The sequence below is a fragment of the Aliiglaciecola sp. genome, from assembly GCF_039982535.1.
Lineage (GTDB): Bacteria > Pseudomonadota > Gammaproteobacteria > Enterobacterales > Alteromonadaceae > Aliiglaciecola.
Window position 1 is genome coordinate 31335 of sequence record NZ_JBDWYG010000062.1, and the last position, 13903, is coordinate 45237.

Annotated in this window: 9 protein-coding genes; 2 read left to right on the forward strand and 7 right to left on the reverse strand. The window is 41.1% G+C overall.

Going from position 1 to position 13903, the window contains the following annotated elements:
* From ABJV04_RS17040 to ABJV04_RS17060, 5 genes are read right to left on the reverse strand one after another with little or no spacing between them, the layout of a single operon-like run.
* Positions 1 to 1899, reverse strand: coding sequence for a VWA domain-containing protein (locus ABJV04_RS17040; protein ID WP_348492789.1), 1899 nt, complete (start codon positions 1897 to 1899; stop codon positions 1 to 3).
* Positions 1896 to 2900 (reverse strand): VWA domain-containing protein, encoded by a 1005-nt coding sequence (locus ABJV04_RS17045; RefSeq protein WP_348492790.1) that lies wholly within the window; start codon positions 2898 to 2900, stop codon positions 1896 to 1898. The genes ABJV04_RS17040 and ABJV04_RS17045 overlap by 4 nt, the downstream gene beginning before the upstream one ends.
* Positions 2893 to 3399 (reverse strand): DUF4381 domain-containing protein, encoded by a 507-nt coding sequence (locus ABJV04_RS17050; RefSeq protein ID WP_348492791.1) that lies wholly within the window; start codon positions 3397 to 3399, stop codon positions 2893 to 2895. The genes ABJV04_RS17045 and ABJV04_RS17050 overlap by 8 nt, the downstream gene beginning before the upstream one ends.
* Positions 3396 to 4343 carry a DUF58 domain-containing protein gene (locus ABJV04_RS17055; RefSeq protein WP_348492792.1) on the reverse strand — a complete coding sequence of 316 codons (948 nt, stop codon included), beginning with the start codon at positions 4341 to 4343 and terminating at the stop codon, positions 3396 to 3398. Before ABJV04_RS17055 ends, ABJV04_RS17050 begins: the two co-directional genes overlap by 4 nt.
* 10 nt (positions 4344 to 4353) lie before the next feature.
* A complete protein-coding gene (locus tag ABJV04_RS17060; RefSeq protein WP_348492793.1) occupies positions 4354 to 5310 on the reverse strand; it encodes a MoxR family ATPase in 957 nt (318 codons plus the stop codon).
* A 254-nt stretch (positions 5311 to 5564) separates the two neighbouring features.
* Here ABJV04_RS17060 and fadI point away from each other — a divergent pair, with 254 nt between their 5' ends.
* Entirely contained in the window at positions 5565 to 6875 is a 1311-nt protein-coding gene (gene fadI, locus ABJV04_RS17065; RefSeq protein WP_348492794.1) for an acetyl-CoA C-acyltransferase FadI, read from the forward strand.
* Between the two features lie 64 nt (positions 6876 to 6939).
* Positions 6940 to 9075, forward strand: coding sequence for a fatty acid oxidation complex subunit alpha FadJ (gene fadJ, locus ABJV04_RS17070; protein WP_348492798.1), 2136 nt, complete (start codon positions 6940 to 6942; stop codon positions 9073 to 9075).
* A gap of 473 nt (positions 9076 to 9548) precedes the next feature.
* Here fadJ and ABJV04_RS17075 read toward each other — a convergent pair whose 3' ends face one another.
* Positions 9549 to 9779, reverse strand: coding sequence for a hypothetical protein (locus tag ABJV04_RS17075; RefSeq protein WP_348492795.1), 231 nt, complete (start codon positions 9777 to 9779; stop codon positions 9549 to 9551).
* Between the two features lie 350 nt (positions 9780 to 10129).
* Positions 10130 to 13903: EAL domain-containing protein (locus tag ABJV04_RS17080; protein ID WP_348492796.1), on the reverse strand; the 3774-nt coding region annotated here is incomplete at its 5' end.

Consider the following 13903-nt stretch of genomic DNA (forward strand, 5'->3'; position numbering starts at 1 on the left):
TTACCAATTCCTCTTCGACTGGCTTGGCGTGCGTTGACGACGTCTTTGTTGATTTTCTAACTGCATTTTGCGTTTTAATAAAAAGGACGGATCATCAGGGACACGATTCAATAAGTTTTGCATTCTCTGCATTTCTTCACGCTCTTCATCCGTCATTGGTTCGTCTGCTTGTTGCAGTTGTTCTGCAGTTTGTTGTTGTTCGTTTTGTTGCTCTTCATCGCTTTTTTGCTGTTCAGCTTGAGCTTCTTGTTCGGAATCATTTTGCTTAGCATCGTCTTGTTGAGAATCTTGCTGATTTTGCTCGGAGTCTTGTTCGTTCTGTGACTGCTGTTGCTGCTCTTGATTCTGTTGTTCTTGTTGGGATTGCTGATCTTGATTTTGCTGCTCTTGGTTTTGTTGATCCTGTTGAGACTGCTGATCTTGACCATCCTGTTGTTCCGATTGCTGATCTTCCGACTGCTGATTTTCAGAGTCGTCTCCCTGTTGATCTTGCTGTTGCTCCTGCTCCTGTTGTTCTTGCTGCTCCTTTAACTGTTCAATAATTTCTTTGTTTTTCAAGGCGTCAGCATGGTCAGGTTGCTGCTCGAGAACTTCGTCATATCGCTTTATGGCCTCATCGAGTTCACCAAGTTGCGCTAAAGTATTTCCTTGATTGTAAAGGGCTTGCGGACCTTCGGCTTGGGAGAACGCATCTAAGGCTGCTTGATAGCTTCCTTGTTTGTACTGGGCGGCACCTTGCCACATTGGGTTTTTAAACTCATTTGCGGCCTGCTCATACTGTTCGTTTTGCAGTGCTTCTAATCCTCGTTGGTCACTGTTTTTAAACCAATCTTGCCACCCTTTAGCAAATGCTGGTTGAGGTGTGAAAGCATTGCCCATCATCATAACAACAAAGATTGCGACGTAACCTCTTCGAAATGCAAATGCCGCTAAGGGTAATAAAAGTAAAAGCAAATAAGGGCCAGCTTCTTGCCACTCATCGCCGAACTGTTCACTGTCATCTTTGTCCGACATGGTTTCGCGATTAATTAGCTTTTGCTGAGTTAGATATTTAATATCACTGTCATTTGCTGAAATAGCATAAAACTTACCGCCACTTTTGCGAGCTAAGCCAGACAATATTTGTGCATCCATTTTTGGCACTACAATTGCGCCCCGATCGTCTTTCAAGAAGTCGCCATCGAGCAATTGAATAGGCGCACCTTGGGCCGTACCAACACCTAAAATGGAAATGCGATAGGGTAGGCTTTCAATATAACTATTGAGTTCAGCTAACTGAGAAACCTCGACACCGTCGGTGATCCAAAATATTTCACCTTCTAAAAAACCGGCATTCTTTAACAAATCGGCGGCCATTTTAAGGCCAAGGTAGGGTTCACTGCCAGAAACCGGCATGATCTCCGGTGTTAGGCTAGGTAGTAAGGCTGTTAAATTTTGAGCGTCAGAACTTAATGGGCTAATGGTAAACGCGTCGCCAGCATATGCCACTAAACCTACATCACCTTCTGCAATTTCATTTATTAAATCAATCGCTTTATATTTGGCTCGAGTTAACCTGTCAGGCTTCAAATCTGTAGAACGCATGGACATGGACATATCCAATACTACCGCTTTTCCAGCATTGAGTTGAAACACGGGTTGTGGGAGTCGCTCCCAAGTTGGTCCAGCTAAAGCGGTAACTGCTATAATCCAACCCAATGCCACTAGGGTAAAAGGCGGACGTCTTTGGCTATTACCTTTTTCTGAAATAAGGTGCTGATAAAGGTGACTTGCCACCACAGACTGCCATCCAGATTGACGTCTATGAATGTTCATCAACAAAATTAACAACAATAATAAGGGGATTAGTGCAAAAAACCATTCCGGTCTTAAAAAATGAAAGCTATTCCAATCAATCATTGTAGCCTCCCAAATAGACGCTGATTTATCCATGGCAATACACTTTTAACACCAATTAAAAAACTTAAAATAAGCGCTAACATTAATGGGTAGAAATAAAGGGCTTGTAGTGGGCGCATCTGTCGATTTTCTCTTTCGATGGGCTCTAAGGCATCTAAAATGCTGTAAATTTGTTGCAAAGATTGGGTGTCCTTGGCTCTAAAGTATTGTCCACCAGTGGACTCTGCCAGTTCAGTTAGCATTTTTTCATCGAGATCTCTTGAAGGATTAGTTTGTCGTTGGCCAAAAATCCCTTGGGTAATCATCGAATCAGCGCCCACACCTATGGTGTAGACAGTGACGTCATTATTGATGGCCAGTTCGTTAGCTTGCGCAGGGGTTATATTACCGGCGGTATTTTGCCCATCGGTTAATAAAATAATGACTTTGTTAGACTCTTCCTTACTGGCGAAACGTTTTATGGAAAGACCTATTGCATCGCCAATTGCGGTTTGTTCACCTACTAAACCAATTTGACTTTCTAGCAGTAATTGTTCGACGGTTTTTCTATCGTAGGTGAGGGGAGCTTGTAAGTACGCTGTATCTGCGAACAAGATTAAACCAAGTCGGTCGCCAACACGTCTTTCAATAAAGTCACTTAATACGCTTTTAATCATGATTAAACGGTTTACGCGGCGACCATTCACTACCATATCTTCTTGATTCATACTGCCAGATAGATCTACCGCTAGCATTAAATCCCGTCCCTCAGAAGGAATATTCACCGGTTCGCCTAACCACTGTGGACGAGCGGCGGCAACAACTAAGGCTATCCAAGCTAAAATAGCGAGGATCAAATTAATTCGATTGGGCCCCACTTTTTTAGTACTTGTTTGGATATTGTCAGTCAAAGCTGGTACACGTAACGCAGCTCCTTGCTGAGAGTCCTTTTTAGGTAGCAATAGCGCTAACAGCGGCAGTGGTAATGCAAATAGTACCCACCACCAAGCAAACTCAAACATTTGCAGCCTCCTTCATCGCCGTCACGTTCTCGGACTTTCGTTTCGGTGGCAATGCAGAGGTTAACCATGTTTTTGCGGTCAGGGCAGCTTGTTGAGGATCTTTTTCTGCTTTTTGTTGATATAACGAATCGACCAATTCTTCAATCTTCTGTTGCATATGCTGTTGTTGCTTTTGCGATAATTGATTGGTTAAAAATGCGCTCCACTGTGGCCCATGTAAAGAGGCAACTTGTTCTTCTGGGAAGTAACTTAACACTGCACGTTTTAGCACAATATTAATCTGTGAAATCGCATTTTTCTGACTCAAATCAATGGCCGAAAGCGCGGCAATGGCTGCCTTTTTGGCCCTTCGATTTAATATGTAGAGTCGGGTGCCATAAATAATACTGACTAAGATGAGTAAAACTAAAATTGCAGACACCCACCATCCCCAAGCGAGAGGCCAAATACTAACTTCTTGAGGTAACTGAATATCGGCTAATTGATCGAGTGGATTCATGCGCTCTCTCCACGATTTCCAACCAACTGTTGTTCAATGGGACTAGCCGCACTGACGTTTAATAATTGGGTTTTACTTTGCTGCAATGTACGGGATATTTGCTCATATTGTTGTTGATGTGAACGCTGATATTGCAGAGAAACGTTTTTTTCTCCTAACACTAAAGTTTGCTGATCGAGACCATCGGTAATTTCAACTGTTTGTGCGTTAGCTACCTTAGGTAAAGCATGTTCAAAGGGATCAGTTATCGAATAAGCAATCACTTCACTATGCCTTGAGATGCGGCTTAGGTGTTGTTTTGCTCCCTCATTGAGGTTTTGAAAATCACTTAAAACAAACACTAAACTACCTGGGTGAACTAGTCGGCGTAAACGTGCGCAGGCATCAGAAAACTGAAAGTTGCCTGGTTGCAGGTTATTCGGCTGATGCACCTCAATTAATCCATGCAGCAAGCCTAAAACCGCCTTTTTCCGTGTCAGTGGTTTAAATTCTCGATGTTGATGTTGGTTAAACACTAAACCACCAATCCTGTCACCACGATTGGTTGCTGACCATGCAATTAGTGCCGCTAAATGGGCTGCCTGAACAGATTTATAAAATAGTTGAGTACCAAAGTGCATGGAAGGAGAGAGATCTGCCAAAATAAAAATGGGTCGCTCTTTTTCTTCTCTGTATAACTTTGTGTGAGTCTTACCTGAACGGGCAGTAACCCGCCAATCTATGGCTCTGATGTCGTCACCGGGTTGGTAGTGACGAGCTTCATCAAATTCCATTCCGCGACCTTTGGTTTTCGCCAAATAGCTCCCCGCTAACTTTGATTGAATCGTTTTGCGGGGGGATAAATTAAGTAGGCTAGTTTTTTTTTGGTAATACAATAACTCTTTGATGTTTAGGGAAACACCATCAGCATGCAACCGAGTCAACCAGTTTGATACATCTTGCATAGGATAAAATCTATGGTACTGGAACAAGTGTTAAAATGCGGTCCAAGAGCTGATTTGCATCGATACCCTCAGCTTCGGCTTCATAACTGAGCAATAATCTATGGCGTAATACGTTATGGAATACTGCGCGAATATTGTCTGGGCCTACAAATTCTCGACCCATCAACCAAGCATGCGCTCGAGCACACTTGTCTAAGGAAATGGTTGCTCTTGGACTTGCCCCAAACTCAATCCATTTAGCCAGTTGCGGATCATATTTCTCCGGTGTACGAGTGGCTATGATTAATTCCACAATATAGTTTTCTAAGGCTTCATCTAAATGAATTTGCAGCACCTCTTTGCGAGCGGCAAAAATATCTGCTTGATTCATTATATCTGCGTTAACTTTTTGGCTACCGAGGGCTTCATCGCGAGTTAACCGCAAAATTTCCAACTCGGTTTCTGCACCTGGATAATCTATTTCTAAGTGCATTAAGAAGCGGTCAAGTTGGGCTTCAGGTAATGGGTAGGTTCCTTCTTGCTCAATTGGATTCTGTGTGGCCATTACTAAGAACAAGTCAGACAACGGATAGGTTTTATTGCCTACTGTGATTTGCTTTTCTGCCATAGCTTCAAGCAAAGCCGATTGAACTTTAGCTGGAGCACGATTGATTTCATCTGCAAGTACTAGGTTGTGGAATAAAGGACCTTTTTGAAAAACAAATTCTCCCGTCTCAGGACGATAAATATCAGTACCGGTTAAATCGGCAGGAAGAAGATCAGGAGTAAATTGAACACGATGAAAATCACCTTCAATTCCTTGGGCTAATGCATTTACCGCTCGGGTTTTAGCTAGTCCAGGAGGACCTTCAACCAGTAAATGTCCATTTGCCAACAAGGCAATCATAATATTGTGGGTTAGGTTGTTTTGTCCGATGACTTGCGAATCTAGGTACGCCTGTAGTCGTTTGAATTGTTCAACTGCCATTAATTTGTCCTAACTAGGATGAAAAAGGATAAAACGTGATAATTGCTATCTGCATTTTGCGCTACATACTGACACATCTTTTTATATAAGGTTCCCTTTTAGAAATACAATGTTACAAATCGCATAAATAGTCAGGAATCGATGCGAAAAGTTAATTTGTTAACTAGAATTTGAAATTTATCTAACACTCTGTACAATTGCGTTATACTTTACAGGTCAGACCACTCTGGCTAGCAAAAAAATGAGGACAAACAATGTCAGCAAAACAAACAGTTACTACCCGCGGTGGCGATAGGATTGCCATAGTGGCGGGTCTACGCACCCCTTTTGCGAAAATGGCGACCTATTTTCATGGCGTGCCCGCTGTTGATTTAGGAAAGTTAGTCGTTAATGAAATGATGACTCGCAATAACCTAGACGCTAATTTAGTGGAACAATTGGTATATGGTCAAGTTGTACAAATGCCTGAAGCGCCTAATATTGCTCGAGAAGTCGTATTAGGTACTGGAATGAATGTGCATACAGATGCCTATTCCGTTTCAAGAGCTTGCGCCACTAGTTTTCAAGCCACAGTTAATATCGCTGAATCTATGATGGCAGGCAATATCGCCGTTGGTATTGCTGGGGGAGCGGATTCTACTTCGGTATCGCCAATTGGGGTTTCTAAAAACTTAGCAAGAGCACTAACTGACTTGCAAAAAACCAAGACCCTTGGTCAAAAGTGGAATGTATTTAAAAAGCTTGGTTTTAAAGACTTATTACCTGTTCCACCTGCTGTAGCTGAGTATTCCACGGGGTTATCCATGGGACAAACGGCAGAACAAATGGCAAAAACCCATAATATTTCCCGTCAAGATCAAGATGCTCTTGCTCATCGTTCTCATTCCTTAGCAGCGAAAAGCTGGAATGATGGGAATTTAGCCGATGAAGTGATGACCGCTTACGCAGAACCTTACAAAGGTGCGTTGGAAAAAGATAATAACGTCAGATTTGATTCAACCTTAGAAGGTTACGCCAAACTTCGTCCTGTTTTTGATAAGAAGCACGGCACAGTGACAGCTGCAAATGCTACGCCTTTGACTGACGGAGCATCTGCCATCGTTATGATGACCGAGAGCCGCGCTAAAGAATTAGGTTATAAACCTTTAGGGTATATTCGCAGCTATGCTTTTGCTGCTATAGACGTGTGGGAAGATATGCTAATGGGGCCGTCGTATGCGTCACCTATTGCTCTAGATAGAGCGGGAATGACCCTAAACGATCTAACCTTAATCGAAATGCACGAAGCCTTCGCAGCACAAACCTTGGCGAATCTTAAAATGTTTGCCAGCGACAAGTTTGCCCAAGAAAAGCTTGGTAGAAGCAAAGCAACGGGTGAAATCGATATGGATAAATTTAATCAAATGGGAAGTTCAATTGCTTATGGGCACCCATTTGCAGCAACGGGTACGCGAATGATCACCCAAATGTTAAACGACCTTAACCGCAAAGGCGGTGGGGCTGGTTTGGTAACTGCGTGTGCTGCTGGCGGACTAGGTGCCGCTATGATTGTTGAAACAGAGTAAGGGGAATTCCGTGGAAAAAGCGAATATAGAGACTGAAGAAACACAAGTAGGCGAAGAATCTCAAGTGCCTGAAGCATCTCAAACAAATAGCGCCTTCACTCTGGACGTGCAAGACAATGGTGTAGCGATTTTAACTATCGATGTGCCAGGCGAGTCGATGAACACACTAAAAATGGAATTTGCAGAGCAAATTTCCGTGATGTTAGATGAAATCGAAAGTAATAGTAAAATTAAAGGTGTTGTGGTTGTTAGCGGCAAAGAGAACTCTTTCATTGCCGGAGCTGACATTAGCATGTTGGCGTCTTGTGAAACTGCTCATGACGTAGAGGTGATTGCCACCGGTGGACAGCAAATATTTCAGCGTATTGAAAATATGCGGGTTCATTTTGTTGCAGCAATCCATGGACCAGCACTGGGCGGCGGCCTAGAGTTAGCATTAGCCTGTCACTCCAGAGTATGTAGTGACGATAAAAAAACTCAATTGGGTTTACCAGAAGTGCAATTAGGTTTGTTACCTGGAAGCGGTGGCACTCAACGTTTACCTCGTTTAATAGGTATTCAGCAAGCCATGAAAATGATGCTTACAGGTGCACCTGTAAGGGCTAAGCAGGGGCTTAAATACGGTATTGTTGATGATATGGTACCGCGTTCGATCCTGATGGACGTGGCGACCGAAATGGCGTTGAAGTCAAAGCCATCGCGTAAGCCGCTCAAAATGAATTTGACGAGTCAGTTCTTAGAGAAAACCCCTGTGGGTCGAAATACACTTTTCAAACAAGCCAGAAAACAAACTTTAAGTAAGACCAAAGGCAATTATCCGGCACCTGAACTGATTATTGATTGTATCGAAACAGGCATCAATAAAGGCATAGATGCAGGTATGTCAGTGGAAGCTAAGAATTTTGCTTATTTGGTTATGACCCCTGAATCTGAGCAGTTGCGTAATATCTTTTTTGCGACCACTGAAATGAAAAAAGAAACAGGTGTGAGTGGCGTAGAGCCTGGCCAGTTGAAAAAGGTTGGCATTCTAGGCGGTGGACTAATGGGCGGTGGTATTGCGTTTGTAACGGCTACCAAAGCTGGCTTACCCGCTAGAATCAAAGATATACGTTCAGAGGGTGTGGCCAATGCCATGAAATACTCATTTGATCTATTGAATAAAAAGGTCAAACGTAGATTTATGCGCAAGTCAGAAATGCAACAACAAATGTCGTTGTTAACTGGCAGTGTCGACTACTCGGGATTTAAAGATACCGATGTGGTTATTGAAGCGGTTTTTGAAGATCTTGCCTTAAAACAGGCGATGGTGAAGGATGTAGAAGAGAACTGTAATGAAAATACAATTTTTGCTTCTAACACATCTTCTATTCCTATCGGTCAAATTGCAGAGAAGGCAGCTCGCCCTGAACAAGTTATTGGTCTGCATTACTTTTCTCCTGTAGATAAGATGCCGTTAGCGGAAGTGATTGCCCATGACAATACTTCAGATAAAACCATTTCCACTACCGTGGAATTGGCCCGCAAACAGGGTAAAACCCCTATAGTGGTAAAAGATGGAGCAGGGTTTTATGTTAATCGTATTCTTGCTCCTTACATGAACGAAGCGGCTAATATTTTATTAGCAGGCGAGCCAATTGAGCATATTGATAAGTCCCTAGTGAAATTTGGTTTTCCTGTGGGACCGGTTAAGTTACTAGATGAAGTGGGCATTGATGTAGGTACTAAAATCATTCCTATTTTAATGGCTCAATTTGGTGACCGATTTAAGTCAGCAGATGCATTTGATAAAGTACTTGCCGATGATCGTAAAGGTAAAAAGAACAAACGTGGTTTCTATGACTATTCAGGCAAAAAACCAGGTAAAGAAGTGGATGAGAGCGTTTATGAATTGCTTGGTATAAAACCTGAGCAAAGCATGAGTGGGGCAGAGATATCTGAGCGCTGCGTAATGTTGATGCTAAATGAAGCAGTTATGTGTTTACAAGAAGGTGTTATCCGCAATCCAAGGGATGGAGATATTGGCGCAATATTTGGTATCGGATTTCCTCCATTTCTTGGTGGTCCCTTCCACTATATGGATAAGCTCGGTGCTAAATTGGTTGTGGAGCGTTTACAGTATTACAAAACTAAGTTTGGTGATAAGTATACTCCGGCAACTAAATTGGTTGAGATGGCTGAAAGTGAAGATACTTTCTATTGAGCCACTGAATTCATTACGAATTTCGGGTGATTAATAAATTTTAAGTTTAATTAATTGCTCATTTTATGTAATTAAAATGTTAAAAGTCGGGCTTAGCTCGACTTTTATATTTGATATTACTAAAACGTCTGGTTTTGCTATTTGGCTTGGGTATAATTTGCGCAATTAGAATTTCACTCGGGTAGGTAAGATGATTTTAGCGATATTAAGCTGTATAGTTTTTAGCGTTTATTATTATGTTCAAGCATTCAAAACTGCACTACCTGCAAAAAAGTGGGCTGTTGCAGGGCTTATGTTTGGTCCAGTGATACTTCCCATGTTTTCGATTTCTCAACGAGTCGCTTTGCGTCAATCTCGAGGCTTTAATAACATTTTATTGCAGGTTTAAATAAAGCAGGCAAAAAAAAGAGAGGATAACCTCTCTTTCTTCAAATACTGTCCATGTCATATTATAAATTCCAATGCATTAGCACTTAAAAACCAATACCGCCTCCAGGCTTAAGAACTTTGTGTGAATCGAATCCGATACCGCCACCAGGCTTAAGAACCTTGTTTGACTCGAATCCAATACCGCCACCAGGCTTAAGAACCTTATTTGAAGCAGTTGATACAGTTTTTTGCTGGTTAGTGATATTAGCGCCATCTAAATTTGCGCTAGCAGGGGTAGTAGTTAGCATTAGTGCTACAGCATAAGCTTTTAACATTTTTTGGTTCCTCTTTGATACTTCTGTATTATTTTAATTTTAAAACTGACAATTTTTTGTCAATCATTTATATATCTGCGAGGAATATGCCAACTTTAATTTTTGTTGAAATATTTTACCTAATTAATAACGATTTTGATTGTGGGAACCTTAAATAATGCATATAAATCAATTGTTTGAGGTTGTTTTAAATATTTTCGATTTAACAGATCCAAATATTAATTTTGAACGTAGCGTGGTTTTTGACTAATTAAAAAAGTCGGAATATTGCCGCCTAGATTTTGACATAGCGGTGTTGGGGTGGGTGGCGAAGTCTATTTTTAAAAGGGCTAACCTTGTCTAACGTAAGGTTATTGGTTACTAATAAATTGGCTAATATGGACGTTTTCGGTTAACAACCTTTCAAACTTAGTGGCATTGAGGGGTTTACTGAATAAATAGCCTTGTAGCATTTCACAATCATAAAGACTGAGGATTTCTAATTGTTTTTCTTGCTCCACGCCTTCAGCTACCACTTTTAAACCTAAATTATGCGCGATATTTATTATTGCGGCCGTCATATGTTTGTCGACGCTACTAATGGCTATATCGTCAATAAAGGCTTTATCAATTTTCAAGGTGTTTAGGGGGAATTTTTTCAAGTAGGCTAGGGACGAATAGCCTGTTCCAAAGTCATCTAGAGCGAGGTGTATGCCCTTCTCACGTAATCTTTGCATCATCTGCAACGCTTGTTCAGGATTTTGCATTAACGTACCTTCAGTTATCTCACACTCCAAATGAAGGGGGGACAAACCAACTTTTTGTAGGATACGAGAAATTCGATCATCAAGATCGGGTAATTCAAATTGACGTGCCGAGATGTTCACGGCAACTCGGCCAGTGAATAAGCCTTGTGAAACCCAACGTTTAGTATCTTCACATGCTTTGCGAAGCACTTGTTCACCAATATCGATTATTTGGCCTGTTTCTTCCGCTAATGGAATAAATTGAGCTGGGCTGACGATACCTTTATCGGGGTGTTCAAAACGCACTAGGGCTTCCATACTCACGAGTCTACCCGTAGCTATATCGACCTTAGGTTGATAGAAAACAGTAAACAGATCGTCTTTTAAACCATAGCGTATCAGGTTTTCAATTTGTAATTGACGGACTGCATTTTGATTCATTTCTCCGCTAAAGAATTGGTATTTATTGCCGCCAGCATTTTTAGCAAAATACATGGCTGTATCAGAATTTTTCAGAAGCTCTTGGGTAGAAGTACCATCTTCAGGGTAGAAAGCAATACCGACACTTGCACCTAGCACGAACTCTTGTTTGTTGATCAAAAACGGGTGAGCCATTTGGTCAAGAATTCGCTGAGCATAATGGTTTATGCGTTGCATATCTTCTTCACGGTCTACTAGGATACTGAACTCGTCTCCACCTAAGCGGTAACATGTGGCATTGTTGCCGGTAATTTTCTGCAGTCTTTTACCAATTTGCTTAATTAAAATATCGCCAGTTTGGTGGCCTAACGAATCATTAATCTTTTTGAAATTGTCCATGTCTAAACAAACTAATGCATGGGGAACGTCTTTGCGCACTAAATTGTGATGGCTGGCTTGGAAAAATGAACGATTTGGCATTTCCGTAAGAGGATCGGTATTCGCTAACTTGAGAAGCTCTTTTTCCGTGCTTTTACGAGAAGTAATATCTGAGAAAACACCTACATAATGGGTGGTTTTGCCATCTTCACCATGAATGGCGTCTACATTCAATTCCATTTCATAACGCTCGCCATTGGCTCGGGTTGATTCAACTTCTCCGTTCCAGTTGCCTTTTTGACGTAATGCTTTTTTCACTTCTTCTGTAAATGCTTCAGGGTATTGATTAAATTTAAGGTAATTTGCCAACGCTTGTTCACGGGTTTCGCCAGTGTACTCACAGTAAGATTGATTAACTGAAATAAAGTGAAAACTTGTATCGGTGATAAATACACCGTCGGAGATAGTCTCTATAGAACGTTTGTAAAGCTTTAATTGTTCTTCAGCTTGTTTAAGGTGACTGATATTTTTGAGTGTGCCAGTCATCCTAATAGGCTGATCATTATTATCTCGTTTAACAATCATCCCTCTATCTAATATCCAAACCCAATCCCCTTTGAATGTGCGAGCCCGATAGGTAACTTGGAAATAATCGGACTTCTTCTCTATATGGGTCTTTAACGCATCCTGAACCCGGAGCATATCGTTGGGGTGTATATTAGCTTGATAAGAGCTATTCGAGCGGATGTCGTCTTGAGGGAAGTCCATGGTACCCCATGTATTTGCCCTATATACCTGGCCTCTGTATACATCCCAGTCCCAAAGCTCATCGCCACTACTCCAAAGCGTAAGCTTTAAACGTTCTTCACTTTCTTTAATCGCAATCTGTACTGCGCGCTTGCGTCTGTACTGTCGTAACATTAGCAGTAGCACCAGAATGGCAGACATACCATATAAAGCCATAGCAGGAGTATCTAACCAGAATGGCGGTGATATTTCTATGTTCAGTTTTGCAGAGTCGGACCATGGGCCTTTACCAATGCGCCCTTGTACTTCAAAAACATGGTTTCCATAGGTCTCAATGGAAAAAGAAGCAAACTTTTCATCGCTGCCTGTTTCAATCCACGTATCTCGCCAGCCCAACAATCTATAACGGTAGTTTATTTCATCTTGATACAAAGAGTTGATGTTATTGAAATAAATAGCGAAGGGAATACTTTCATAAGATAACGAAATTGAATTGGTTAAACTCAAAGGTTTAATCAATGGCGAATCTTCAGCACCGATAACAACAGGTTTATTATGGATCCTTAACTCAGTAAGTTTCGGGGGGGCTAAGCGGGGTAAGCTATGCAAATTATCCGTGTTTCCGAAGGTTAAGTCGGTTAATTTTTCCGGATTGAACACATGGAAGCCATCTGTTCCGCCAAAAAATAACATACCTTCGGCAGTCATCAAGGTTGCCCCTTGATTCAAGTCGTTGTAATCCAATATTTGTCGGGGGATTAACTGGAGTAATTCACCATTTTGCAAAGATATTTGCCAAATTTCCGATTGATTACTTTGCCAGACTGTTGTTGAATTTTTACTATCTAACACTGAATTAACTACTATGCCTCTAACGTTATAACCTCGAGGATGAATTTGTTCGATGGGCGCATAGCTTTGTTTGTCAAGTTTGAAAATCCCATGTTTACCTGTAGATACCCAAAACGCTTCGTCAGTTTCATGAATGTTGAAAACCACAGGTTGGGCTTCATCTAAATTATTTTGTAATAAAATACGGGTTGAGTTGCTGTAATTTTGATCTGTAACATAGATGCCTGCATCGGTTTTTAGCCAAATATTATTTTGACTATCCGATAATAGCTGTGCAATAACGCCGCTATTTAATCCTTTATAAGAAATTTCTGAAGATGGTTCATTTAGGTTTTTAGCGTTAACCAAATAAGAGTGTTCCTTGATATCTTTTACCCAGAAATGTCCATCCATTGGTTCTAATTCGGTTATTGGCATACCTGAGAATAATGACTTCACATGGTTTAAATTGTCATTTTTATACTCGTAGATGTGAATACCACTGTCAGTAGCAAGCCATAATCGCTTATTCTCATCAATTTCTATATCCCAAACTAGGGTAGTGGAGTCTTCTAAAAAGCGCTTAAATTGACCAGTTTGAGTACTATAAAGGCTCACTCCCCCAGTTAATGCGGCAATCCAGATTGTATTATTTCCATTGTCTGCGAAACCCCAAACACTGTTACTAATGCCAGGCATTTTTTCATTTACGGTTTTGAAATGTTTAATCGCAGAAAATAGTTTGTGATATTGAAAAAGCCCAGATGCATGGGTACCAAACCAAATAGAATTATTGCTGTCTTTATAGGCTTTTATAATAAATGGATTGCCTAAACCTATATAGCGGCCATTTTGTTGGTCGATGGAAAAAACCGTATTCTCGGATGTATCATAAATACTAATACCATCTGTAGTACCCAACCAGACTTTGCCATCTTCACTTTGTACTATGCTGCGCACCAAGTTATTAATAATTTTTAAGTCATCATTTCGCGATGCATCTAATTGCATGATAACTTGATA

Coding starts and splice junctions, on each gene's coding strand:
- ABJV04_RS17040 (WP_348492789.1), bottom strand. CDS start 1,899: ATGATTGATTGGAATAGCTTTCATTTTTTAAGACCGGAATGGTTTTTT.
- ABJV04_RS17045 (WP_348492790.1), bottom strand. CDS start 2,900: ATGTTTGAGTTTGCTTGGTGGTGGGTACTATTTGCATTACCACTGCCG.
- ABJV04_RS17050 (WP_348492791.1), bottom strand. CDS start 3,399: ATGAATCCACTCGATCAATTAGCCGATATTCAGTTACCTCAAGAAGTT.
- ABJV04_RS17055 (WP_348492792.1), bottom strand. CDS start 4,343: ATGCAAGATGTATCAAACTGGTTGACTCGGTTGCATGCTGATGGTGTT.
- ABJV04_RS17060 (WP_348492793.1), bottom strand. CDS start 5,310: ATGGCAGTTGAACAATTCAAACGACTACAGGCGTACCTAGATTCGCAA.
- fadI (WP_348492794.1), top strand. CDS start 5,565: ATGTCAGCAAAACAAACAGTTACTACCCGCGGTGGCGATAGGATTGCC.
- ABJV04_RS17075 (WP_348492795.1), bottom strand. CDS start 9,779: ATGTTAAAAGCTTATGCTGTAGCACTAATGCTAACTACTACCCCTGCT.